This is a genomic window from Novosphingobium clariflavum, assembly GCF_026420865.1.
Classification (GTDB): domain Bacteria; phylum Pseudomonadota; class Alphaproteobacteria; order Sphingomonadales; family Sphingomonadaceae; genus Novosphingobium; species Novosphingobium clariflavum.
This window is the reverse complement of the sequence record NZ_JAPCWC010000037.1, coordinates 1-25129: the sequence shown is the minus strand read 5'-3', so window position 1 is coordinate 25129 and position 25129 is coordinate 1. Positions and strand designations below refer to the sequence as shown.

Genomic DNA, 25129 nt, shown 5'->3' with positions numbered 1-25129 from the left:
GTCTTGCCTTCGCTCACCAGAATATTGTCGTCGGCAAAGAAATCCTGCGCATTGGCGGGATAGACCTCGAGCTTGAATGTGCCCGTGCGGTCCTTCAGGCCCACGGGCTCGACGATGAAAGCCGGGCCACGTTCGTTCGGGCGGCATTGCCCCTCCGCCTTGCCCAGATCGGGCGAGGACGGGATCAGCGCGGCGGCGAGAAGCGGAAGGGCCATCGGGAGCATCGGCATCACGCCTCGGGAGTGGTTGAGGGGAAAGCGAGGCTGATCGCAAGGCCGGGCCGGTTATCGTCCAGGCGCAGGATTGCCTCATGCAGCGCCGCGATGGCCTGCACCATCGCGAGGCCGAGGCCGGAGCCGGGCGTGCTGCGGCTGGCGTCGAGGCGGTAGAACCGTTCGAGAACCTTGCTGCGCTCACCTTTCGGAATGCCGGGGCCATTGTCGGCCACGGCAAGGGTTGTGCCCTCCATGTTGCCGCTCAGGCGCAACTGGATGCGCGTTCCGGGCGGCGTATGCAGCAGCGCGTTCTCGATGAGGTTGGTCGCCGCCTGCGCCACCAGTTCGCGATCGCCGAGGACGAAGCGATCCGGTTCGATCTGCGTGTCGAGAGTCTTCCCGGCGTCCTCGGCCACGGGGCCATAGGCGGCGGCGACGCGTTCCATCACTTCGCTGAGGTCGATCTGCGCCAGCCTGCCCCGCCCGACGCCGCCTTCGAGGGCGCCGATCCGCAACAGGGCGCGGAAGATCGCGAGTATCTCGTCGGTCTGGACAAGTGCGCCTTCGATGCCCGCATCGAGGGCCTCCACCGTATCGAGGCGGCGCAGGGCCTCCAGTTGCTGGTGCAGGCGGGTCAGCGGCGTCCTCAGGTCATGGGCGATATCGGTGGAGACCTGCCGCAAGCCGTCCATCAGGCTCTGGATGCGGTCGAGCATGCGGTTAAGGTTCTGCGAAAGTTCGTCGAACTCCGGCCCCATGCCGATGGCGGGAAGCCGCTCGTGCAAGGCGCCTGTCATGATGCGGTTCACGGCGGTGTTGACGCCATGAAGGCGGCGCACGAACAGGCTGCCGACGAAGTAGCCGCCGACGAGCGCGAAAAGAGTGATGCCGATCCCGCTCGCCAGAGTGAACCAGCCGAGCCGCTCCATCAGCGCGCGCACGTCGAAGGTGTCGGTCGCCACGACCAGCCGCAGGCCGTCGGCCAGCGGCGTGCCGAGCGTCTTGAACGTCTCGATCCGCTCGCCATGCACCGCCAGATCTACCTCGCGCAGTTCCAGCGTGCCGCGTCCGTCGAGGCGCACGTTCGCGGGCAAGTCTCCGGCGAGCACCCTGCCGTCGCCGTCGACCAGGCGGAACCGGAACTGCGGATCGCGCCCGCTCGAATGGCGCTGGATGGCGTCGGTCAGGCCGCCGCGGCCGAGGGCGCCATATTCGGAGGCGAGGATCTTCGTCTCGTTGTGGAGCGAACCTTCAGTCGCTGCGTCGGCGTAGCGGTCTATCTGCTGCTGCACGGTGAGCAGGACCAGCGCCGATCCAACGGCGAAGATCGCCGCGAACAGCAGCGCGAAACGGAACGCGCCGCTTCTCAGGACGCTGCGGCGCAGCGGTTCAGGCGGCATCGATGCGATACCCGGCCCCGCGCACGGTCTGGATCAGTTCCCGGTCGAAGCCCCGGTCGACCTTGGAGCGCAGGCGGCTCATGTGGCTTTCGATGATGTTACTCTGCGGGTCGAAGTGGAATGACCAGACGTTCTCCAGCAGCATCGTGCGCGTCACCAGTTCCCCGGCATGGCGCATGAGGTATTCGAGCAATTTGAACTCCTGCGCCTGCAGATCGATCCTCTGCCCGGCGCGCACGACGGTGCGGCGGATCAGGTCTACCTCAAGATCATGGGCCTTCAGCAGCGTAAGCGCCTCGAGAATCGGCGGGCGGCGCATCAGCGCGTTGATGCGGGCGATGAGTTCGGTGACGGCGAAGGGCTTGACGAGGTAGTCGTCCGCACCCGCCTCCAGCCCCTCGACCCGGTCTTCCACGCCGTCCATCGCTGTGAGCAGCAGGACGGGCGTGCGGTTGTTCGCCGCGCGCAGGGCCTTCATCGTGCTGAGGCCGTCCAGGCCGGGCACCATACGGTCGAGGACGAGCACGTCGTAACTGCTGCTCGTCGCCAGGAACAGGGCGTCGGGGCCGTTGGCGCTGGTGTCCACGACATGGCCTGCCGCGACCAGCGACCGTTCGACATGGCCGCGCAATTCCACGTCATCCTCAAGGAAGAGGATCTTCATTCGCAACTCCGTGCCGCGATGTTTCCGGCCCCTTTTCGCGCACAATCGGCGGCGGGTGGCAAGTTGGGAATTCCTAATGTCGGGCTCACGCTGGGCGAAGGTTGCGCGGGGTAGGGCGGGAGAACCCTGACCGAACTCCTTCCCGCTGGACACCGATGAGCGCGCTTCGAAAGAACCTGAGCACTGGCGCCTGCTGCGCGGGTTTGACGCTGCTCTCCGCCTGCGCGCATTACTCCGCGCTGCCGTTGCCGCAGACCGCCGCACTGGCGCCGTCGGCCGCCGAGCTGCCCGTTCCGCCACAGGTCGATGCGCCGCTGTCGGTGGAGCAGGTGGTCGCGCTGGCGCTGGCCGACAATCCGGACCTCAAGGCGCTGCGCGCCCGGCGAGGGGTTGCGGCGGGGCAGGTGAAGCAGGCGGCGCTGCTGCCCAATCCCTCGCTGTCCGCCGCGCTGCTGCCGCTGCTGTCGGGAGCGGGGACGGTGACAGGGTGGAACTTCGGTATGTCGCAGGATATCAAGGCCCTCGTTACCTACAAGTCGAGGCATCGCGCCGTGCTGGACAGCGAGGGGCAGGTGGCGGCGGACGTGGTCTGGCAGGAATGGCAGGTCACCGGAAAGGCGCGCCAGCTTGCAGGCGACATCGTGATGGGGGAGCGGCTACGCCCGCTGGTTGAGGAATACGTCCGCCTCCTCGCCGACCGCAACGCGCGAATGGAGAAGGCGCTGGCGGCGCGCACGGTCACGCTGACGACCATCGCGCCGGACCGCGTGGCGCTGCAATCGGCGCGCACGGCTCTCGATACGCTCGACCAGAACCAGCTTTCGCTGCGGCATCAGCTCAACGCGCTGTTGGGCTTGCGGCCCGACGCCGACCTGCCGCTGTCCGGACAGATCGACCTGCCTCCGTTCCATCCGGCCGATATCGAGGCACAACTCGGCGACCTGCCCCGCCGTCGTCCCGACCTTCTCGCCCTGCGGCTGGGCTATGCGGCGGCGGACGAGAGCGTGCGGCAGGCGGTGCTGTCGCAGTTCCCGGACCTCGTCTTCGGGGGCAGCGTGGGCAGCGACAATTCCAGGGTGGTCAGCGGTGGCCCCAACGTCACCGTGGGCCTGCCGATCTTCGACCACGGGCAGGGCGGTATCGCCATCGCCAGTGCAACCCGCGCGCAGCTTCACGCCGAATACGCCGCGCGCCTTGCCGCGACCACTGGGGAAGTCGCGGCGATGGTCTCCGAAGGCGAGCAACTCGCCTCGCAGATCGCGGTCGCACGACGTGACCTCGACCCCCTGCGCGCCGCCGCCGAGCGTGCCCGCACCGCCTTTGGCGAAAGCCACCTCGACGAGCGGACCTATCTCGACCTCGTCGCGAACAGGTTCGCCAGAGAACAGGAAATCATGACGATGGAAGTTGCACTGCTCGACCGCCAGATCGCGATCCAGACGCTGATCGGCGCGGGATTGCCGACCGTCGACCTGCCCGCCGAGCCTGCGGGGGTGACGCCGTGAGGGCGCTGGCCGTTGCCATCTTCGCGCTGACGCTTGCCGGATGCGGCGGCGCCGCGCCGGACGCGGCGCCTTCCCCCAGCGTGTTGGTATCGGTGGCGGCGCCCGTGCGTGGCAGTCTGCCCGCGACGCTGACCGCTTATGGCTCGGCAACCCCGTCGCAGAGCGGGGCGATGACGATCAGCGCGGCCCAGCCGGGACAGGTCACCTCGCTCTCGGTGGTGCAGGGCACGGCGGTCCATGCCGGACAGGCGCTGGCGACGTTCACCGTCGCGCCATCCGCGCGCAGTGCCTACCTGCAGGTCGTCGATGCCCTCGCGGCGGCTCAGAAGCAGCGCGGTTCGATCGCCGCGCTCGTCTCCCAGCAGCTCGCGACCTCAGACCAGCTCGTCCAGGCGGACAAGGCGGTGGCAGACGCGCGCACGGCGCTGGCCGCGATTGAGGCGGAAGGCGCGGGGCGGGCCGCCCAGACCCTTACCGCGCCGTTCGACGGCGTGGTGACCGCAGTGACCGCCGCGCCGGGCGACCGCACGCAGCCAGGCGCACCGATCATGACGCTTGCCCGGTCCGGTGCGATCTTCGTCACGGTGGGCATCGACCCCGCCGAACGCGCGGGCGTCGTGCCGGGACAAAGCGCGACGATGCAGCGGCTTGCAGGCGGCGATGCCATCGCCGGGCAGGTGGTCCGTGCCGGGCAGATGCTCAACCCCCGGACCCGCCTGATCGATGTCGATCTCAGTTTCCCGGCCGGAGCCCTGCTCCCCGGCGAGGGCGTTGAGGTCGCCATCCGCACCGGTGACGTCGCGGGCTGGGTCGTGCCGCACAAGGCGGTCGTGACCTCAGGCGGCCCGGCGCGGGTGTTTCAGGACAGCGCGGGCAAGGCGAAGGCCGTCGGCGTCAGGCTGCTGCTCTCCTCGCCCGATGGCGATGTGGTCGAAGGCGCGCTCGACCCACGGCGGCCGGTCATCGTCGATGGCGCCTATCAGGTGAACGACGGCGATGCCGTGCGGAGGGTTCGCTGATGCTCGAACGGCTGCTCAAGTCCCAGTCGCGCGCGTTCATTCTCGTCGCGCTGGCGGTGGCGATTGCGGGCGTGGTGGCGGCGCTGTCACTGCCGGTCGGGCTGTTCCCGCAAGTCTCGTTCCCGCGCGTCGTCGTCGATCTCGATGCCGGAAGCCGCCCCGCCGACCAGACCGCGCTGACGGTGACGCGCCCGGTCGAGGAGGCGATCCGCGCGGTGCCGGGGGTGCAGAACGTGCGTTCTGAGACGAGCCGCGGCTCGGCGCAGATCTCCATCGACTTCGGCTGGGGCCGCGACATGGTGTCGAGCACGCTGCTCGTCGATTCCGCCGTCGCGCGCATCCTTCCCGGCCTGCCTGCCGGAACGCGCTACGACGTGCGCCGGATGGACCCTACCGTCTTCCCGATCATCTCCTATGCGCTGGTGTCCGACAAGGCTGGCCCGGCGGCCTTGTCGGACATTGCGCGATACCAGATCACGCCGCTGCTCTCGTCGATCACCGGTCTCGCCCGCGTCGGCGTGCAGGGCGGGGAGACCTCGGAAGTGCAGGTTCTCGCCGATCCGCAGCGGCTGGCCGACCACAACCTTGCGATGGCCGACCTCGTCACCGCCATCCGCAACGGCAATGTCCTGAGCGCGGCCGGGCAGGTGCAGGACCGGGGACGCCTTTCGCTGGTGATCGTCGATCGCAGCGTGACGGGCGCGGACAAGGTGGGCGATATCGTCGTTCAGTCCGACGTGGCGGGCGTGGTGCGTGTGCGCGATGTCGCGACGGTGCAGGACGGCAGCATGCTGCAGTGGCAGCGCATCGTCGAGGATGGCAAGCCCGCCGTCCTCTTCAACATCTACGAGCAGCCTGACGGCAACGCCGTCCAGATCGCAAAGGAGGTGCAGGCCAAGCTGGCGACGGTCAGGCTGCCTGCGGGCGTGAAGCTGGTGAACTGGTACGACCAGAGCGAACTCGTCACCCAGTCGGTCGCCAGCGTGCGCGACGCGGTGCTGATCGGGCTGGTGCTGGCGGGACTGGTGCTGCTGTGGTTCCTGCGCAGCTGGCGCGTCACGCTGGTCGCCGCGATCGTCGTGCCCGCCACCCTTGCCGCGACGGTGCTGGTGCTGAGTGTGCTGGGCATGTCGTTCAACATCATGACGCTGGGCGGCATCGCTGCCGCCGTCGGCCTGCTGATCGACGACGTGATCGTGATGGTCGAGCATATCGCACGCCGTGCGGGCGCGGTGCAGGCGGACGGGACGGTGCCCGGCGACGCGGCGGTATTCGCCGCCGCGCGCGAATTCATGGTTCCGCTCACCGGATCGAGCCTTGCCACGCTCATCGTCTTCCTGCCGCTGTCGTTCCTGAGCGGCGTGACGGGCGCGTTCTCGAAGGCACTGTCGGTGACCATGGCGGCGGCGCTGGCGATATCGTGGGCGATGACCGCCTTCGTGGTGCCGGTGCTGGTCCGGCGGCTTGTCGATTTCCGGACGTGGCGCGATTCCGGCACGGCGGGCGAGGACAGGCTGGGGCAGGCCCACGGCCGGACGCTGGACAGGCTGGGCGCCCGGCCGTGGGTACTGGCGGCGATCGCAGTGCCGCTGCTCGCCATCGGCTATCTCGGCTACGCCAACGTGCCCACCGGCTTCATGCCCAAGGTGGACGAGGGCGGCTTCGTGATGGACTACTACACCGCGCCCGGCACTTCGCTCGACGAGAGCACGCGGCAGATCGCGCAGGTCGATCGTATACTGCGCGACAATCCCGAGGTATTGACGTTTTCGCGCCGTCTCGGCACCGGGCTGGGCGGCGATCTGGGGCAGAGCTACCACGGCGACTACTTCGTCAAGCTCAAGCCCGACCACGCGACCCCGACCGAGGAACTCGCCGCCGCCGTGGCCGATCAGGTCGCGGTGAAAGTGCCGGGGGTCGAGGTGGAAGTGGCGCAACTGATGGAAGACCTCATCGGCGATCTCACCGCCGTGCCGCAGCCGATCGAGGTCAAGCTGTTCTCCGCCGACCCGTCCGTGCTGGAAGGCGAGGCGCAGAAGGTGGCCAAAACGATCGCCGCGATTCCCGGCGTGGTCGAGGTGAAGGATGGCGTGCAGCTTGCGGGCGACGCCATCGATGTCGCGGTCGATCCGATCCGGGCCGGAATGGAAGGCGCCGCGCCGTCCGACGTCGAGGCGCAACTGTCCGCGTCGCTGTCCGGCACCATCGCCACGACACTCCCCGAAGCGGCGAAGACGGTCGACGTGCGCGTCCGCCTGCCCAACGCCACGACCATCGGCGAGGCCGAGCTTGCCCGGCTGCCGATCCGGGCGACCGACGGGCATCTCTTCCCGCTGTCGCGCGTGGCGACGCTCAAGCCGGTCGCCGGCCAGCCGCAGATCGCGCGGGAGAACCTCGAACCCATGGTCGCGGTGACGGGGCGCATCCAGGGGCGCGGCATCGGCGCGGCGGTGGCGGACGTGACGGCGGCGCTCGACAAGCCTGGGGTGCTCCAGCCGGGCGTTCGATACGAGCTGGGTGGGCTCTATGCGCAGCAGCAGGTGGCGTTCGGTGGTCTTGTGCGCGTCTTCGGTGCCGCTCTGGTCGCCGAATTCATCCTTCTGCTGGTGCTCTACCGGCGCTTCTGGCTGCCGGTCATCATCATCGGCTGCGCGCTGCTTTCGACCACGGCGGTGTTCACCGCGCTGTGGCTGGCGGGCGTCGACCTCAACATCACGGCGCTGATGGGCATGACCATGATTATCGGCATCGGCACGGAAATGGCCATCTTCTACGTCTCGGAATTCGAGGGGATGGCCCACCACATGCCCCCCGCGCAAGCCGCACGCGAGGCCGCGCGCCACCGCCTGAGGCCGATCACGATGACCACCCTCGCGGCGATCCTGACGCTACTGCCGCTGGCGCTCGCCATCGGGCAGGGTGCGGGGATCCAGCAACCGCTGGCCATCGCGATCATCGCCGGACTGCTGCTCCAGTACCCGCTAGTGCTGCTGGCTATGCCGGTCCTCGTCCGGCTGACGTTGCCGCGCGCTTGACGTGACGGCCCCTTTCAGTGGGAAGGGCGGTCGCCGCATCCCGCGCCGAAGCCCGGGATGCGGCAGGTCAGATCACAGGCCGAAGCGGATCGTGCCGAGCACGGTACGCGGCGCTCCGGGTAGGTTGAGGATCGCGGACGTGCCGTGGCCGGACACGATGTAGTCCATATCGAACACGTTGTAGACGTTGACCTGCAAGCGGGCCGGGCCGACCTGCGCCCACGCCATCGCATCCGCCGTGAAGTAGTGCTCCAACACCGTGGTATTGGCTGGATCCGCCCAGCGGTTGCCCACGTAGTTCGCTCCTGCACCGATGCCGAAGCGGTCGGCGAAGCTCTTGGTGATGAAGGCGTTCGCCGCGTTCTTCGGCGTCAGCGTCGCGCCCTTGTTCACGAACAGCGGGTTGGCGGAACGCGTGACCTCGCCGTCGAGGTAGGCGTAGCCGACAATGGCCCGGAAGCCCGAAGGTAGATCAAGCGCACCGGACACCTCGACGCCGCGCGTGCGCTGGGTGCCGATCGGAACGACGACCTGCGGATTGGCCGGATCGCTGCCCTTGATCCCGGTGCGGCGCAGGATGAAGCCCGCGATCTGGATCGACAGGCGATTGTCGAACAGGGTGTACTTGGCGCCGATTTCCTTGTTCGTGGACTTCTCCGGCGCGATATCGACGTTGTTGGCAGCCAGCGCGAAAGTTTCGGCGGAGGGCTGGAAGCTGGTGCTCCACGATGCGTAGTAGGACTGCGCATCGTCCGGCTGGAAAACCAGACCCGCGCGCGGGCTCCACTTGTTGTCGATGCGTTTCAGCGGCGTGGCGCGCGCCGGGATGGTCAGGCGGGTTTCCTGCTTGAACCGGTCGTTACGCACGCCGAACAGCGCCTTGATGCCGTGGCCGAACTCGACGAAGTCCTGCACGTAGAGGCCGCGCGTCTCCATCACCGACGTCGAACTGGCGCTGAGCGCGGTGAAGTTCGCGTTCGACAACGTCGGCAGCACCGGCGCGAGGATCGGCGTCACCGCCACCACGCGCGACTGGATGGTGTCGGCATCCTTTAGCTGCCGGGCGAATTCGACGCCGTAGAGGATGGTGTGCTTCGTGCCGCCGAACTCGACCTTCTGCGTCAGTTCGGACTGGTTCGACCAGCCGTCCTCGTCACGCAGGATGCCGCCGTGCGAGAGCGAGACGGTGCGCGCGGTCGCGTTGACCGCTGTGGCGTTCGTGTTGTGCCGGTCCAGCGTGTAGCGATAGTGGCGGAAGCCGTTGCGGAACGACAGCGAGTCCGAGAAGCGGTGCGCGAACGTCACCGTCTGCGACAGGACTTCGGAACGGCTGACATCCACGTCCTTGGCATTGGCCGCGCCGTAGTAGGTCGAGCGGGGCACATCGACGACCTGCCCGTTGATCGCGGGAATGCCGAAGTCGGTCAGACGGCGGTCCTTGAGGTAGTCCGCCTGGATCAGGATCGAGGTGTCCTTGCCTTCACCCAGCAGGATCGACGGGGCAATCGCGACGCGCTTGATGAACTGCTGGTCGCGGAAGCTGTCGCTGTCCTCCAGCGCGCCCGTCACGCGGAAGCCGACGCCGGAGGCCTGATCGAAGTGGCCGAGGTCGATCTCTCCGCGCGCGACGTTCTTCGATCCGTAAGTCAGGGTGCCGCCGATGATGTCCACGTTCGGGCGCTTGATCACGCGGTTGATGAGGCCGCCGGACGAACCGCGCCCGTAGAGCACCGCTGCCGGGCCCTTGACCACTTCCACGCGCTCGACGTTGGACAGGTCGCGGAAATAGAGCCCGTCGTCGCGGAAGCCGTCGACATACTGGTCGGCGATGGCGGTGAAGCCACGGATTGTGACCTGATCGCGCTGCCCGTCGCCGTGCGAGAACGACACGCCGGGCACGTTCTTGAGCGCATCTTGCAGCGAGAGCGCGCGCTGGTCGCGCAGCACTTCGGAGGGGACCACCGCGATCGACTGCGGCAGATCCTTGAGCGCCACGGGGATCTTGGCTGCGCCGGTATCCTGCGGGACGTACCCGTCGTCGGCGCGCACGCCCGTCACGATGATCGAGCTGTCCTGATCCGCAGGCGCCTCCGCTGCCAGTGCGGGCAGCGCGACCGGCAGGCCCAGCGCGGTGGTGGCGATGAGGCGCGCGAGGCAGACCTTCGGAAACGCGCGGCGAAGTTCAGACAAGTCGTATCCCCCTGAGTGGCAATTGTTGCGAGCGCCTATCAATAGCATTTCGAGATAGCAACAATTTGTTACATCTTGTTACGTATTTTTTGCCGTGACTATGCGGATGTCGGGCCGTCGATCTCGCGCAGGGCAACGCCGGGTTTAACCGCCGCGCTCGGAGCCATCCGAGAGACATTGCGATAGCTCAGGTGGAGGCCCCGTTCCGCGAGCCGATCCGCCGCCCGCTCCAGTCGTTGCCGAAGCGGTGCGTCCAGTTCCAGCGTCAGCAGGGCGCGCCTGCGCTGAAGCAGCGTCAGTTAGCCGAGCAGGGTAGCTTCATTGGCCCCGAGATAGGGGCAGTCGGGGGGCGAGACCGACAGTCCCGCGCGTCCGGCTTCGCGCCCCGCTATGGCGAAGTCGCGCTGATCGCCCGATCCGGGTGTCGCCGGTCTGGCACCCCGGATCAGTTCGATCGCCGTGCGTTCTGCGAACGGCAGTTTCGCGACACAGATCAGCGCGGCGCCCACGCTTAGAACCGCGCGTTCAGCCCGACCTTGAATGCAGTCTGCGAGCCCGGCGTGACGTTGGTGTTGCTATGCGCGTAGAGGTAGTAGCGCTTGTTGAACAGGTTCTCGACGTTGAGTTGCAGTCCCATGGTTTCGGTGAGATTGTAGTACAGCGCCGCGTCCACGCGCGTATAGCCCGGCATCGAAACGAGATTGTCGGTCGAGGCGTAGCGCTTGCCCTGGTAGATCACGCCGAGCGCCGCGCCGAACTGCTCGACCGGATCGAAGCGGGTCCACAGCGAGGCGCTGTGCCTGGGCATGTTGGGCAGGATGTTCCCGGCGCGTACCGTGCCCGATACGTCGTCGAGGAAAGTGCCGTCGGAGTACGTGTACGCACCCACCATGCCGAGGTGCTTCGTGATGTTGCCGGCGGCAGCGAGTTCCACGCCCTTGGTGCGCTGGCGCCCGACCGGCTCCTGAATGCCGTCACCATCCACGTCGGCGAGAACGTTGGTGCGGTCGAGCTGGAACACCGCGCCCGAGAGGTTGAAGCCCGGCAGAACGTCCCACTTAACGCCGATTTCATAGTTCTGGTACTTCTCGGGAGCGAGGTTCTCGTTCGATGCCGAAAGCCCGGTAAGCTGGTCGCCACCGCGCGGCAGATAGGTGCGCGAATAGCTGGCGTAGATCGAGGCATTCTCGATCGGCTTGAAGATCAGCCCGGCGCGCGGTGACCAGAGATCGTCCGTGACCTTGAAGTCCTGACCGTTGCGAAGGTTCGTCACCTTGGTCGTGAAATGCTCGTAACGCATGCCGACGATCACGTCGAACATCGCCGACAGTGCGATCTGGTCCTGCACATAGCCCGCGACCACTTCTGCGGTGCCCCGGTTCTGCGGGCTGCTCGGCCCCTGCGCCCAGCGGATCTCACTGCGGCTGATCGTGGGGTTGAGGAGCGTAGCGTAGATCGTCGTCACGCCCGAGGCGTTGGTCGGCGTTGGGAAGAAGCCCTCTTCGCGCAGGTTCTCGGTCTTCTGGTGTCCGTACTCGCCGCCGATCAGCAGGGTGTGTTCGATCGCACCGGTGCTGAACTGTGCGTTGAGGTCGGTCTGGTTTATGAAGTTCTTGCGGTTGGTGAAGTTGTTGTAGCCCTGGATGGCGACGATGGTGCCGGCCGCGTAGGTGCCGCGGGGCAGTCCGGCGGGGTTGGTCATCGCGGCAGTGTTGACCGCGCCGGGGAAGACGTTCTGGTAGAACTTGTCGTAGTCCGCATAGCGGGTGCGGTTGCGGATCGAGACGGTGTCGCTGAACTTGTGCTCGACGAACAGCGTGGCGGCGTCGGTATCGGTCCAGGTCGGGCTCTGGTCCGGATCGCCGAAGAACTGGCCGCGCGGCGTGCGCAGGGGACGGCCCTGATAGGTCGAGACGCCGCGATCGGCGACGCGCTCGTCCTTGAAGTGCTCGTAGCCCAGCGTCACGGTGGTGTCCGCTCCCAGCCGGAACGTCGCGGTCGGGTTGAAGCCCCAGCGGTTGAAGTCGACGCCGTCGCGGTAGCTGTTGCTGTCCTGATAGACGCCGGTCGCGCTGCCCCCATACCGCCTCGCCCAGCGGCGCGCCGAGGTCGATCTGGCCACGCACATGGTCGAAGCTGCCGCCCTCGATGCGGAACGAGCGGATCAGATCGCCGTTCGCGACCTTGGTCACGCGGTTGATGACGCCGCGCCCGAAGATCATCGCGTTCGGGCCCTTGAAGATTTCGAGCCGCTCGATGTTGTAGAGATCGCGGTAGGTCTGCACGTCGTCGCGCACGCCGTCGACGAAGAAGTCGCCGGTGGTCGAGTTGCCGCGCAGCACCAGCGTCTCGCGGTTGCCTTCGCCCTGCGCCGAGAAGACGCCGGGGACATAGCGTACGGCGTCGCCGATGCTGTTGGCGGCCTGATCCTGGATCTGCTTCACCGAGACGACGTTGACGGTCTGCGGCACGTCGATCAGCGGCGTATCGGTGCGCGTCGCGCTGGTGGAGCGGCTGACCTTGTAGGATTTCTGCGCCTCATCGTCGTCGATCGCGGTGTCGGTCACGGTCATGCGGCCAAGCTCTGACGGCTGCTGCTGAGCAATTGCCGGGGCAGTATGAGCCAATGCAATGGCGCTGGCGACAAGCAGCGCGGCGCGAGCGCGCATGCCGTAAGGCGTCGAAGAAATCATCGTGTTACCCCTCATGAACAGTTGTTTTGCTAACGATAATGCGAGCTATTCGCACTTGCAGGGACGGATACAGACGGGCATGATCTATACCAAGGTGGAAAATCAACATTGGGAAGATTTGTAGTCATCCCAATGTTTTCCCAATGTTCATGAAATAAATATATCTCAGATAAAATCTTGAAATGAACGTTCTTATTCTTGAGGATGATCGCGATCTTGGGAAGTACTTGGAGTCCGGCCTCACTGAAATTGGCCATTCCGCCAGACTTGTCGCATCCGGCGAACTCGCCCTCTCGACTTTGATCGACGGAGCGTTCGATGTCGCCGTGCTGGACCGGATGGTGCCCGGGCTCGACGGATATTCCGTGATGCGGGAGGCGCGCGAGGCAGGATGCCAGACGCCGATCCTGATGCTGACCGCGCTCGGCGGCATCGAGGACCGCGTCGAGGCGCTGGAAGGCGGCGCGGACGATTACCTGACCAAGCCCTTCGCCTTCGCCGAATTCTCCGCGCGTCTGACGGCCTTGTCGCGCCGGATCATGCCGCAGGCGGCACAGGACGTGCTGCGGGTCGGCGATGTCGAGATGAACCTGCGCCGCCGCACCGTGAAGCGCGCGGGCAGGGGTATCGAGCTTCAGCCCCGCGAATTCAGCCTGCTGGAGCAGCTCCTGCGCAGCCCGGACCGCATCCTCACGCGGACCATCCTGCTGGAGCGGGTATGGAACCTTGGTTTCGATCCGCAGACCAACATCGTCGAGACGCACATGAGCCGGTTGCGCACCAAGCTCAACCAGGGGTTCGAGCGCAATGCCATCCGCACCGTCCGGGGCTCCGGGTACATCATGAGTGACGAGGATGACTGAGGCGCCAGGCCGCCGCGCGTTTCTGCTGCCGCGCACGATACCGGCCCTCGCGCTGTTCGTGGCGCTGACATCGGCGCTGGTCATCGCGTCGCTGGGCGGCCTGACCTACTGGTTCGTGCATGAGGAGATCGAGAAGCAGATCGATCACCGCGTCGATATCGAGACCCGTGCGTTGCTCGAATACGATCGGCAGCACGGCTTCGATGCGCTGGTGGAGGCCGTGCGTATCCGCGACATCGCGAGCGCGCCCGGTTGCGTGGGATATCTCGATGACGAGGCGTCCGACGGCGACAGGTCGATGGGCTACGCGGTGATCGACGCTGCCGGGCACCGGCGGGCGGGGCGTCTGGATGCCGCGATGCCGCCGCCGGGGTGGAGTGAGTTCGTGCCGTTCGTCCGGCCCGACGGCAGCCGCGCCATCGCGCATGGCGTCAATGCAGGGCTCTCCAACGGCGGGCGCCTGCTGGTCGCGGCGGACCGCACCATCGTCGATCGCATGGATTTCGTGCTGCTGCGGTTGTTCCTGGCCGCCTTCGCGCTGCTGGTGCTGGTGAGCGCGGGTACGACGCTCGCTTTCGGCATCGCCATCCGCCGCCGCCTCCGCGCCATGGAGAGCCGCGCCAGCGCCATCATGGCGGGCGACATGACCCAGCGCATGCCGGTGGCCCCGTCTACCGACGAACTCGATGGCCTTGCGCGGGTGCTCAACCGGATGCTGGACCGTATCGGCGTCCTGGTCGCGAACCTGCGGGAAGTGTCGAGTGGCCTCGCGCATGACTTGCGCACTCCGCTCTCGCGCGTGCGCGCCAAGCTGGAGCAGGCCACTGCACTGGTGACCGAGCCCGCCCAGCACGCGCTGCTGGACGCGGCCTGCGACGATACCGACGAACTGATCCAGATGTTCGCCAGCCTGCTCGCCATCGCGGAGATCGACGGCAATCTGGTGCGCAAGCGGCTCCGGCCCGTCGACCTTGCCGAAGCGATGCGGGACATCGCCGAAGTTCATCGCACGGCGCTGGAGGATGCGGGCCTGAGCCTTGCGGTGCTGACGGAGCCCGCCATGATCCTTGGCGACCGGGCATTGATCCAGCGTATCGTCGGTAATTTGCTCGATAACGCGCTGGTCCATACGCCCGCGGGCACCTCGGTCAGGGTCGAGGTGGCTATGCAGGAGAGGCAGGCGACGATCCCATAGCCGACGATGGCCCCGGCGTGCCGCCGCAGGATCGCGAACGAATTTTCGAGCGCCTGATCCGCCTCGATACCAGTCGCTCCCGCCCCGGGCATGGGCTCGGGCTCAGCATGGTCGAGGCTATCGCGCTGGCGCACGGGGGGACTGCCCGCGTCGTTCCGGGCAATCAAGGGCTGGCGATCGATGTCGGTTTCCCGGCGCTCACGGCGCAAAGTCACGAAGATTGGGAAATTGTATAGTGCGTGCAAGCGCCGCCCAATGCCGGTGAGGTAGCGCGGCGCAATGCGTAACCTGATCGTCCTCGTAGTCCCGGTCCTCGTCGCCGCCTGTAGCGACACTGGATCGAAGTCCGCCACGCCTCCCTCCCATGCCGAACTGATCGCGCATGAGACGGAACTGCTGAAGCTTACCCTGACGTCGGAGGCCCAGCGACGGCTCGGCATCGAGACCGTGCGAGTGGGTGGCGGCTCGGCGCAGCGCGTGCGGCCGGTGGCGGGGGAGATCGTGGTGCCGCCGATGACGGCCAACGGGGTGCCGACGAATTCGCTCAGCAACCTGCAGCAGATCGGATCCCAGCAGGCGGTTGCCGACGGCGAAGTGGCCCGCACCGAGGCGCAGGCACGGCTGGCGCGCATCGCCCTGAACCGCGCGGAAGCTCTGGTGCGCGAGGAAGCTGGCAGCGTCCGGGCGCGGGACGAGGCTGCCGCGGCGCTTGCAGCCGCCAATGCCGTTGCCGATGCGGCGCGCCAGCAGCGGCGGCTGCTCGGCCCGGCGGTCGGCGCGATGGGGAACCAGACGCGCCTGTGGGTGCGCGCTTCGGTCTTCGCCAGTGATCTGGCGGGTCTTTCGCGGAGTGCGCAGACCATGGTGCGACCGCTCGGAGGCGAGGGTGTATCACGCGCGGCGCAGCCGGTGCAGGCGCCGCCCTCCGCCAACGGCGCGGCGGGGACGGTCGATGTCTACTATGCCTTCGACAATTGCGACCGCGCTTTCCGCGTCGGCCAGCGGGTGTCGGTCGACCTGCCGCTGGAGGGCCAGAGCAGCGGCCTTTCGGTGCCTTCGTCCGCCATCCTGCGTGACATCTACGGCGGCGAATGGGTCTATCGCCGGACCGGCAAGGATACCTTCGTGCGCCAGCGGATCGAGGTCGCCTCGGAGAAGGACGGTCGCGCCCTGCTGTCCCGCGGGTTGCAGGCGGGAGCTGAAGTCGTGACGGTCGGCGCCGCCGAACTGTTCGGCACCGAGTTCGGAGCGGCGCACTGATGCTGGCCGGTCTCGTTCGCTTCGCCCTCGTCCAGCGGGTGCTCGTCCTTGCGCTGGCGGTGCTATTGGTTGTGCTCGGCCTGCGCGCCGGGCGCGATGTGCCGCTCGACGTGTTTCCCGAGTTCGCCCCGCCGATGGTCGAGATCCAGACCGAGGCGCCGGGCCTTTCCACCGAGGAAGTCGAAAGCCTCGTTACCGTGCCGATCGAGACGGCGGTGAACGGGGTGCCGGGGCTGATGACGCTGCGGTCGAAGTCGGTGCTCGGCCTGTCGTCCGTCCAGATCCTGTTCGAGCGCGGCAGCGACGTGATGCGCGCGCGGCAGATGGTGAGTGAACGGGTCGCGCAGGTGCAGGCCCGCCTGCCGCTGGCCGCGCGGCAGCCGGTGCTGATGCCGCCGCTGTCCTCGACCAGCCGCGCGATGAAGATCGGCCTTACCTCGAAGACGCTGGACCAGATGAAGCTGTCGGAATTGGTGCGCTGGACCATCCGCCCACGACTGATGGCGGTGCCCGGCGTCGCCAACGTGGCGGTATGGGGGCAGCGCGACCGGCAGTTGCAGGTGCTCGTCGATCCCGACCGCCTGCGCGCTTCGGGCGTGACGCTGGCCGAAGTGCGCACCGCTGCAGGGGACGCGGTGCTGGTGGGCGGCGGTGGCTTCGTCGATACGCCGAACCAGCGCATCGCCGTGCAGCAGGCGGGCATGGTGCATGACGCCGCGCAACTCTCACAAGCGGTCGTCAAGCAGGCGGGCGACGCTCCCGTGCGCATCGGCGACGTGGCGCGTGTGGTCGACGGCTATGCCGCGCCCATCGGCAATGCGATCATCGACGACGTTCCCGGCATCATGCTGATCGTCGAGAAGCAGCCGACCGCGAACACCCTCGAACTCACCCGCGCGGTGGAGGCGGCCATCGGCGAGCTGAAGCCGGGGCTGGGCGACGTGAAGGTGGACACCACGATCTTCCGTCCCGCCACGTTCATCGAACGCTCGATCGACAACCTGACCCGCGCGTTGCTGATCGGGTGCGCCCTCGTCGCCGCGGTGCTGTTCCTGTTCACCCGCGACTGGCGGCAGGCCGTCATCAGCCTCACCGCGATCCCGCTGTCGCTGCTGGCGGCAGGGCTGGTGCTGCTATGGAGCGGGGCGACGATCAACGTCATGGTGATCGCCGGACTCGTCATCGCGCTGGGCGAGGTGGTGGACGACGCCATCATCGACGTCGAGAACATCGCGCGCCGCCTGCGGCTCAATCGCGAACTCGAAGTACCGCAGCCCGCTTTCCAGGTGGTGCTGGCCGCCTCGCTGGAGGTTCGCTCGGCCGTCGTCTTCGCCTCGCTGATCGTGATGCTGGTGTTCCTACCGATCTTCTTCCTCGGCGGACTTGCGGGGACGTTCTTCCAACCGCTTGCCATCGCCTATGTGCTCGCCATCGCCGCATCGCTGCTGGTGGCGCTGACGGTGACGCCCGCGATGTGCCTGATGCTGCTGCCGGGCGCACCGCTGAAGGAGGAGCGCGACACGCGCTTCGTCGGCTGGCTCAAGCGGCGATACGTGGGAGCACTGCCGCGCGTGATCGCGCGGCCTTCCGTGGTGATTGGCGTGGTCGCGGGCGGGCTGCTACTATCGGGCATCGGCTACGCGACGTTCAAGGACCAGTTCCTGCCGGACTTTCGCGAGACCGACTTCCTGATGCACTTCGTCGAGAAGCCGGGCACTTCGATCGAGGCGATGGACCGCATCACCATCCGCGCATCGAAGGAGCTGCGCTCGATCCCCGGCGTGCGGAATTTCGGCGCGCACATAGGGCGCGCGGAACAGGCGGACGAAGTCGTCGGGCCGAACTTCACCGAACTGTGGATCAGCCTTGACGAAAAGGCTGACTACGACGCCTCGGTCGCCCGCATCAAGCAGGTGGTCGATGGCTACCCGGGCCTGTTCCGCGACGTGCTGACGTACTTGCGCGAACGTATCAAGGAAGTGCTGACCGGGGCAGGCGCAACCATTGTCGTGCGCATTTACGGTCCCGATCAGGACGAACTTCGCGCGGCGGGGCAGCGGGTGCGCGATGCCGTGGCGGGCGTGCAGGGCGTTGCCGACCTCAAGCTGGAAAGTCAGGTGCTTGTCGCCCAGTTGCGCATCCGCCCTCGTGCGGACGAACTGGCGCGGCTCGGCCTGACTGCGGGCGAGGTGCGGCGGCAGGCGCAGACGCTGGTGGCCCAGCAGAAGGTGGGCGAGATCTACCGCGACCAGCGCGCCTTCGACGTGGCGCTGTGGGGCGAGCCTGCGGTGCGCGGTAACGTCCACGCCCTGCGCGACCTGATGATCCAGTCGCCGACCGGCGCTCCGGTCCGCCTGTCCGATGTCGCCGATGTCGAGATCGTCCCCGCGCCCAACGAGGTGAAGCGGGAGAACGGGCAGCGTCGGCTGGACGTCACGCTCAACGTCTCGGGCGCCGATCTCGGCACCGTTGCGCGCGCGGTCGAGGCGGAAGTCGGCAAGGTGAAGTTCGCGGCGGGCTATCACCCCGAAGTGCTGGGCGAATACGCGGCGCTGAAGGAATCCCGGCAACGCCTGTGGACCACCGGGGCGCTGTGCCTGATTGGCGTGCTGCTGCTGGTGTGGATCGAGTTCCGTTCGCGCCGGATCACCACGCTGGTCGGTGTCAGCCTGCCCTTCGCGCTCGTCGGCGGAGTGGTCGCGGTGGCGCTGACGGGCGGGGTGCTGTCGCTCGGCTCGCTGGTGGGCTTCGTGACGGTGATCGGCATCGCCGCGCGAAACGGGATCATGCTGCTGTCCCACTATCGCCATCTTGAACGCGAGGAAGGAGTGCCCTTCGGCCGCGAACTGGTTCTGCGCGGGGCGGAGGAGCGGCTGGTTCCCATCCTGATGACGGCGGCCTGCGCAGGGCTCGCGCTGGTGCCGCTGATCGTCGCGGGCAATGCGCCGGGGCACGAGATCGAGCACCCGATGGCCATCGTCATCCTTGGCGGGCTGATCTCGTCGACCGCGCTCAACCTGTTCCTCATGCCTGCGCTGTACGGACGCTATGGCGGCGGTGATGCGGTCCGCTCGGAGGTGGTGGCATGAGGATCTTCCATCGCTCCGTGCCGCTGTTGGCGCTTGCCTTGTCGGCCTGCATGACCGCGCCGAAGCCGCAGGTGCCCGTCGTTCCGTCCACCGCTACCGGTCCCTTCGCCCACCTGCCGGTCGCCTCCATCGCGCCTGTCCCGGACGATTGGTGGCGGCTCTACGAAGATCAGCAACTCGACGAACTCGTGGCGCGCAGCCTGTCCGCCAACGCGGATCTGCGCGTCGCTTATGCCAATCTCGATGTGGCGCGCGCTTCGCTGCGGCAGGCGCAGGCGGCGCGCCTTCCGGTGGCGACCATCGAGAGCGGCCTCACCATCGACAACAGCGCCAGCCAGCCGAGTGCGGCGTCGGTCTCCGCAAGCGACTGGGACATTGCCGCCACCGCTAGCTGGGACATCGACCTGTTCGGCCGCCTGCGTTCCGGCGCTCTTGCCGCCAGTGCCGATGCCGAGGCGCAGCAGGCTGCAAGCGATGCGGTGAAGGTGGCCGTCGTCGCCGATACCGTGCAGGGCTATCTGGAACTCTGCGCCTTCACGCAGGCGATCGGCGAAGCGAAGGCCATCGCTGCGGCACAGGACCACGCCGTGGCGCTGGTGCGCGAGCAACTGGCGGCGGGCGAAGTCTCTCCGCTGGAAGTCTCGCAGGCGGCGACGCTGGCCGCTTCGACACGCGCCACCATCGCGCCTTTCGAGGCGCAGCGCATGGGCGCGCTCTACCGCATCGCCACGCTGCAAGGCCGCCCACCCGCCGAGGCGCGCAGCTATACGCTCGCCTGCACCACCGCGCCGCGCCTCCAGACGGCCCCGGTGGGCGATGGCGCGGCGCTGCTGCTGCGCCGCCCGGACATCCGCGAGGCGGAGCGCAAGCTGGCGGCGGCCGCAGCGCGGGTCGGCGTGGCGCGGGCTGACCTCTACCCCCGGGTCAATCTGGGCGGAGCGTTGGGCCTGCTGACGGGAGGGTTCGACGCCGTCGCCTCGCCGCTCGTAAGCTGGGCGTTTCCCAATCAGGCCCCCGCGCGGGCGAAGATCGCGCAGGCACGCGCGTCCGAGCAGGCCGCACTGGCGGGGTGGGACGTAGCGGTGCTCAAGGCCCTGCGCGAAGTCGAGACGGCTCTGGCGGATTACGATGCGCAGGTCCGCCGCAACCGGTTGCTGGCCGATGCGACACGGGAAGCGCAGGCTTACGCCCGCCGCTCCGCCGCCCGCGTCAGGCTGGGCGATGCGGCGGGGCTGCTGCAGGTCGATGCGGAACGCACGCTGGCCAGCGCCCGGCTGGACAAGGCACAGGGCGACCTCGCCTTGGCGAAGGCCGAAGTCGCGCTGTTCCGCGCCCTCGGCGGCGGCTGGCGTACCGAGCCCGCTCCGCGCTAGGCTGATTGTATGCGAATCCTGCTTATCGAAGACGACGAGGACACGGCGCGCTTCGTCACCCGCGGCCTTGCGGAGCTGGGCCATACCGTTGTGCGTGCGGCCAATGGTCGGGACGGACTGTATCAGGCCATGGACGGAGAACTCGACGTGATCGTGCTCGATCGCATGATGCCCGGTCTCGATGGCCTTTCCGTGCTCAAGGCGCTGCGCGGGGCGTCGAACGACACGCCGGTGCTGATGCTGACGGCCATCGGCGGGATCAACGATCGCGTGGAGGGGCTGACGGCGGGAGCCGACGATTATCTGGTCAAGCCCTTCGCCTTTTCAGAGTTGTCGGCGCGGATCGCCGCGCTGGGGCGCAGGCCCGCTGCCCGCGTGGAGGCGCACCGCCTGACGGTAGGGGATATCGTCCTCGACCTGCACCAGCGGACGGTGGACCGGGCAGGCGTGCGCATCACGCTGCAACCGCGCGAATTCTCGATCCTCGCAGAACTGATGCGCAATCCGCGCCGGGTCGTGACGCGCACGATGCTGCTCGAACGCGTGTGGGACTTCGACTTCGATCCCAAGACAAACATCGTCGAGACCCACCTCAGCCGCCTGCGCTCCAAGCTGAACGCAGGGTTCGACGAGGACGCAATCGAGACGATCCGGGGCGCCGGCTATATGCTGCGGGGCGGCTGAATGCTGCGCAGGATCTGGCGTACGACACCGGGGCTCATCGCGATCACGGCGCTGGGTTTCGCGCTGGCGACGGCAGCCATCGGTGCCGTCGCCTACGAAATCACGCATGAAGCTCTGGAGGAGCAACTCGATCACCGCATAGCGGCGGAGACTTCGGGGCTGCTTGCGGAAGCCGAAGGTGGCGGTCTTCCGGCGCTGGCGACAGCGATCGGTCGGCGCGATGCCGCGCGCTCCACCGCCAGCCCGGAATACCTTCTGGTCGATAACCGGGGGACGAAGCTGGCAGGGTCCGTGAGCGCCACGGTTCCCGGGAAGCCGGGTTTCGAGGAATTCTTCCATTACCGTCTTGCCTCGGGCGCTGGGCGGATCGGCCAGTCGCTGACGACGGTCGTTCCGGGGGGAATGCTGGTCGTCGCCGCAGACCGCGCCGATCTTGACCAGATCGACCATACGATGGGCCTGCTGTTCGCCGGCGCGCTGACGATGATCGCGCTGGCAGGGGCGTCGATGGCGCTGCTGCTGGGCTGGACGATCCGCCGTCGGCTCAACCGCATCGACACGACGGCACAGGCGATCATCGCGGGCGACCTTGCGCGCCGTATTCCACGCGACGGATCGGACAGCGAGTTCGATCGGTTGTCGGCGACGCTGAACCGCATGCTCGATCGCATCGAGACGCTCATGGACAATCTGCGGCAGGTTTCCAGCGACATCGCCCATGACCTGCGCACGCCGCTGACCCGCCTCCATGCCAGCCTTGACAGCATAGCCGAGGCCGCCGACCCGGAGGAGCGGTTGGCGCAGATCGAACGCGCGCGGGTACAAATGGACGATATCCTCGCGATATTCTCAGCGCTGCTCCGCATCGCGGAAATCGAAGGCATGTCGGACAGGCTGCCGAAAGAGCGCTTCGACCTGTCGGCCCTGATCGACCAGATGGTGGAGACTTATCGCCCGGATTTCGACGACGACGGGCGCTCGCTGCACCTCGTTGCGCCCGCCGGGATGGAAGTCGTGGGCGACCGACGACTGATAAGCCAGGCGCTTACCAACCTGCTCGACAATTGCCTGCGGCACACACCGCCGGGAACTGCTGTCACGGTGAGCATCCGGGACGGGGGCGGACTGGTCCGGATCACCGTTGCCGACGATGGCCCCGGTGTCCCCGTAGCGGAGCGGCCGAGTCTGTTCGACAGGTTCGCTCGGGCCGAACTCGCCCGCTCGACGGCCGGGCACGGGCTTGGGCTGAGCATGGTGCAGGCGATCGCACAGGCGCACGGTGGTGATGCGCGGATACTGGACGATCTGCGGGGCTTCGCTGTGGAGATCGGGATCAGGACCGCGACGCATTGACGGTTTCCGGAACGGCTTTTGACTGCGCTGCCTTTCCGTTGCCGCCTTGGTCGACGAAGACCGTTTCGTTCCCGCTGGCTCGTCTCCGGTTTTCGCACTATCGCAAGCCCGATGCGCATACTGGTGATCGAGGACGACGATGCTGTTTCAGGGGACTTGCATCGAGAGTTCGGTGAAGAAGTTGGTGTATACTCGATCAACTTCGATCATGTCACGGCTTTCAGAACTATAATGTCGAAATGGTGAATGGGAATTTCACCATATCAAAAAAAGGAACGTTACACATGCTGTCGAAGCTGGCTTTTACGAGCTCAATGGAAGCAAAATCTTCTATTGAGTATTCAGTGATACAAAGCCAAAGCCCTGATAAATGCAATCAGGCTTGCGAATCCTGCATAACTATTTCCGAGAAATAAAGGTGCGGGCACCATGCTTCCCGCGCGAAGGCGCGGTGCCTCCGGCTTCGGCGTTGTAGGCATCACTTCAGGACTTGGCGCGAACCGCACGACGCCCAGTCGGCGTTTGACTGATCGCCGCTTTTTCGGAACATCGGCCATCCCTGTGCGAGGACTGAATGACTGGGTCTGGTCGCCCCCTGCCGGAACCGGACGGTCCGCACCTAAGGGCCAACAGTTGATCGCTGAGTGTCTTTTAAGGGTCGCTGTCAGGCGAAGAGCTTTGGGAAAAGCGTATCCTGAGTGTCACTTGGGAAACGAAGCGATACCGGCCCCTTCGGGGTATCGGACGCCAGCAATCCAGCGTCGGTTAGCTCCTTTAGGACACGTCGAGCACTGCGCTCGGGCAGACCCGTAAGGCGCGGTGCGGCGCCCCGCTCGAACTCGCCTCGAATAAGGGCCTCCTGAAGCAGCCAGTTACTTTCCGGAGACAAGCCATCTGTGATCAACACATGGCGCTCAATCCGCTTGGATAGGGTGTCGAGTTCGAATAGGCTCGACATGTAGCTGATTTGATCGAGGCAGACTTTGAGAAACCACTCGGCAAATCCCACCAGATGCGCTTCGGAAAGGTTTCCCCGCCCGTCGCGGTCTCCCTGGCGCGGTGCATCGGCAGCGGCCATGTATTTGCGATATTCTGTCCGGCCAGCATCTCCCGGCCCCAGTCCGCGCGCAAGCCCTCGAGATACCGACCATAGCCCGTGTGCGCCGATCCCTGCCTTTAGCGCCATGGCGTGGCTCATCAATCGGCTAACCCGGCCATTGCCATCGGGAAAGGGATGAATCCAATTGAACCGGTGATGTGCTGTTGCCAGCGCAAGGATGCGCTTTGCCTTCCCGGCTCCCACTGCGGTCATGCGCATTCCATCCTTGGGTTCAAAGGCAAACCGCGAGAAGAAATAGCTCATGAAATCGGCCACTCTGGCCGACGATGGCGGGATGTGACGGCCAATCTGGACATCGTGCTCGGCCCTTGATCGCCATTCGCCCGGCGTCATGACAAAGCTTCGCTCTCCACCGCGCCCGGTGAGCATGTCGATCGAGGCATCCGCGTAGAAATCACGGTGCAACCGCAGGATAAAATTGGGGTCCGCAGGATCGGGAAGTTCGCCGTCAACGGCAGCTCGATCGATGGCTTCCTGCACGCGGTAATGCGCTGCGGCTTCAGCCATGAGATCTCGTTGATCGTCATCGCGTTCGCCGGCCAGCGCGCGCTCGATATCCCGAGGACGGGTGCGGTGCCCCTCGATGAGGTTGCTGTAATAGGTATTCATCAATCGTACGAGGCTGGCGAGATGGAGTGCGGTCTGCGGATGAAGTGCTCGCCCGAGACCTTCGGCCTTGGCTGCTATTTCGGCGACCAGGTCGGGCAAATCGCCGGCCGGTGCGTCGATCCGTGCAGGCTCAATCTGGGTGGGGGATTCGACGTTCATTGCCACAGGTTTGGCCGATCTTTACAGCAGTTCTCTGCTGCTCGCATTAGCCTAAAAGTAGCTGGTTTTCCAGCCTTATGCTTTACCTGACATTCTCTCTGATGGGATGCGGAGTAGCCATTTGGCCGATTCTTTGGCCGATCTTCTGGCCGAAGTCCGCCATCCGTTACTGCGCATCAACTCGACGATACCTACGTTTCTGTCGCGCCGGACGCCCATTTCGCAACAGCAGGCAATCGAGCTGCGCTGATGCGTTCTACCTAAGGCCATTACGGCCATAGGAGATGTGTCATGGGTTTATCAGAATTTGATCCCGCCATTCACGAACGCGTTTCGTGGAACGCAGGGCGCAAAGTGGGACCCAAGCGCGCGCTCAAACCGCGCCAGATCTGGGCGGTGCGTTTCTTTCTCGACCAGCACCGGCGCATTCGGGCTCGGGCCCTTTTCGATCTTGCGATCGACAGCAAGCTGCGCGGTTGCGACCTCGTGAAGATGACGATCGGGGATATCGCCTGCGATCGGAAGATTCGAACCCGCGCTACCGTGGTTCAGCAAAAGACCGGGCGACCCGTCCAGTTCGAACTGATGGATGATGCCCGGGCCAGTCTTCTCAAATGGCTTGAGCTCCGGAGCGGCTCTCTGGAAGATTTTGTCTTCCCAAGTCGCACGAACCACGCTGCCCATATCAGCACGCGGCAATACG

At 66.4% G+C, this 25129-nt stretch carries 18 protein-coding genes and 2 pseudogenes; 12 read left to right on the top strand and 8 right to left on the bottom strand.

Features of this window, described 5'->3' with window-relative positions; genetic code table 11:
* From OKA11_RS22490 to OKA11_RS22480, 3 genes and pseudogenes are all read right to left on the bottom strand, one after another.
* A pseudogene (locus OKA11_RS22490) lies at positions 1 to 224 on the bottom strand (DUF2141 domain-containing protein); the annotation flags it as partial.
* Between the two features lie 5 nt (positions 225 to 229).
* Complete coding sequence (locus tag OKA11_RS22485; protein WP_267224525.1) at positions 230 to 1615, bottom strand: ATP-binding protein; 1386 nt, start codon at positions 1613 to 1615, stop codon at positions 230 to 232.
* Positions 1605 to 2279, bottom strand: coding sequence for a winged helix-turn-helix domain-containing protein (locus OKA11_RS22480; protein WP_267224523.1), 675 nt, complete (start codon positions 2277 to 2279; stop codon positions 1605 to 1607). The genes OKA11_RS22485 and OKA11_RS22480 overlap by 11 nt, the downstream gene beginning before the upstream one ends.
* Positions 2280 to 2434: 155 nt before the next feature.
* Here OKA11_RS22480 and OKA11_RS22475 point away from each other — a divergent pair, with 155 nt between their 5' ends.
* From OKA11_RS22475 to OKA11_RS22465, 3 genes are read left to right on the top strand one after another with little or no spacing between them, the layout of a single operon-like run.
* Positions 2435 to 3784, top strand: a complete 1350-nt coding sequence (locus OKA11_RS22475; protein ID WP_267224521.1) for a TolC family protein — start codon at positions 2435 to 2437, stop codon at positions 3782 to 3784.
* Complete coding sequence (locus OKA11_RS22470; protein WP_323748336.1) at positions 3781 to 4803, top strand: efflux RND transporter periplasmic adaptor subunit; 1023 nt, start codon at positions 3781 to 3783, stop codon at positions 4801 to 4803. Before OKA11_RS22475 ends, OKA11_RS22470 begins: the two co-directional genes overlap by 4 nt.
* A complete protein-coding gene (locus OKA11_RS22465; RefSeq protein ID WP_267224518.1) occupies positions 4803 to 7838 on the top strand; it encodes an efflux RND transporter permease subunit in 3036 nt (1011 codons plus the stop codon). The genes OKA11_RS22470 and OKA11_RS22465 overlap by 1 nt, the downstream gene beginning before the upstream one ends.
* A 72-nt stretch (positions 7839 to 7910) precedes the next feature.
* Here OKA11_RS22465 and OKA11_RS22460 read toward each other — a convergent pair whose 3' ends face one another.
* The 4 genes and pseudogenes from OKA11_RS22460 to OKA11_RS22445 form a co-directional block, all read right to left on the bottom strand.
* Positions 7911 to 10028: a TonB-dependent receptor gene (locus tag OKA11_RS22460; RefSeq protein ID WP_267224516.1), complete on the bottom strand. Its 2118-nt coding sequence runs from the start codon at positions 10026 to 10028 to the stop codon at positions 7911 to 7913.
* Between the two features lie 299 nt (positions 10029 to 10327).
* The gene (locus OKA11_RS22455) at positions 10328 to 10537 is read right to left on the bottom strand and encodes a hypothetical protein (protein ID WP_267224515.1); all 210 of its coding nucleotides are present in this window, start codon (positions 10535 to 10537) and stop codon (positions 10328 to 10330) included.
* A gap of 2 nt (positions 10538 to 10539) precedes the next feature.
* Positions 10540 to 12156 carry a TonB-dependent receptor gene (locus OKA11_RS22450; protein WP_267224513.1) on the bottom strand — a complete coding sequence of 539 codons (1617 nt, stop codon included), beginning with the start codon at positions 12154 to 12156 and terminating at the stop codon, positions 10540 to 10542.
* Positions 12157 to 12286: 130 nt separating this feature from the next.
* Positions 12287 to 12601: pseudogene (locus OKA11_RS22445) on the bottom strand (TonB-dependent receptor plug domain-containing protein); the annotation flags it as partial.
* A 302-nt stretch (positions 12602 to 12903) separates the two neighbouring features.
* Here OKA11_RS22445 and OKA11_RS22440 point away from each other — a divergent pair.
* From OKA11_RS22440 to OKA11_RS22405, 8 genes are read left to right on the top strand one after another with little or no spacing between them, the layout of a single operon-like run.
* Positions 12904 to 13584 carry a response regulator transcription factor gene (locus OKA11_RS22440; protein ID WP_267224512.1) on the top strand — a complete coding sequence of 227 codons (681 nt, stop codon included), beginning with the start codon at positions 12904 to 12906 and terminating at the stop codon, positions 13582 to 13584.
* Positions 13577 to 14779 (top strand): HAMP domain-containing protein, encoded by a 1203-nt coding sequence (locus OKA11_RS22435; protein WP_267224510.1) that lies wholly within the window; start codon positions 13577 to 13579, stop codon positions 14777 to 14779. The genes OKA11_RS22440 and OKA11_RS22435 overlap by 8 nt, the downstream gene beginning before the upstream one ends.
* Positions 14780 to 14796: 17 nt before the next feature.
* Positions 14797 to 15015 carry an ATP-binding protein gene (locus OKA11_RS22430; RefSeq protein WP_267224508.1) on the top strand — a complete coding sequence of 73 codons (219 nt, stop codon included), beginning with the start codon at positions 14797 to 14799 and terminating at the stop codon, positions 15013 to 15015.
* Positions 15016 to 15058: 43 nt separating this feature from the next.
* Positions 15059 to 16039, top strand: a complete 981-nt coding sequence (locus OKA11_RS22425; protein WP_267224506.1) for an efflux RND transporter periplasmic adaptor subunit — start codon at positions 15059 to 15061, stop codon at positions 16037 to 16039.
* A complete protein-coding gene (locus tag OKA11_RS22420; protein ID WP_267224504.1) occupies positions 16039 to 19128 on the top strand; it encodes an efflux RND transporter permease subunit in 3090 nt (1029 codons plus the stop codon). The genes OKA11_RS22425 and OKA11_RS22420 overlap by 1 nt, the downstream gene beginning before the upstream one ends.
* Positions 19125 to 20501 (top strand): efflux transporter outer membrane subunit, encoded by a 1377-nt coding sequence (locus OKA11_RS22415; RefSeq protein WP_267224502.1) that lies wholly within the window; start codon positions 19125 to 19127, stop codon positions 20499 to 20501. Before OKA11_RS22420 ends, OKA11_RS22415 begins: the two co-directional genes overlap by 4 nt.
* 9 nt (positions 20502 to 20510) lie before the next feature.
* Positions 20511 to 21185, top strand: a complete 675-nt coding sequence (locus tag OKA11_RS22410; protein ID WP_267224500.1) for a response regulator transcription factor — start codon at positions 20511 to 20513, stop codon at positions 21183 to 21185.
* Positions 21186 to 22538 carry a HAMP domain-containing sensor histidine kinase gene (locus tag OKA11_RS22405; RefSeq protein ID WP_267224498.1) on the top strand — a complete coding sequence of 451 codons (1353 nt, stop codon included), beginning with the start codon at positions 21186 to 21188 and terminating at the stop codon, positions 22536 to 22538.
* Positions 22539 to 23202: 664 nt separating this feature from the next.
* Here OKA11_RS22405 and OKA11_RS22400 read toward each other — a convergent pair.
* Positions 23203 to 24426 carry a Fic family protein gene (locus OKA11_RS22400; RefSeq protein ID WP_267224496.1) on the bottom strand — a complete coding sequence of 408 codons (1224 nt, stop codon included), beginning with the start codon at positions 24424 to 24426 and terminating at the stop codon, positions 23203 to 23205.
* Positions 24427 to 24717: 291 nt separating this feature from the next.
* Between OKA11_RS22400 and OKA11_RS22395 the strand changes: the two genes are divergently transcribed.
* A partial coding sequence (locus OKA11_RS22395) for a tyrosine-type recombinase/integrase (protein WP_267224495.1) occupies positions 24718 to 25129 on the top strand: 412 nt, incomplete at its 3' end.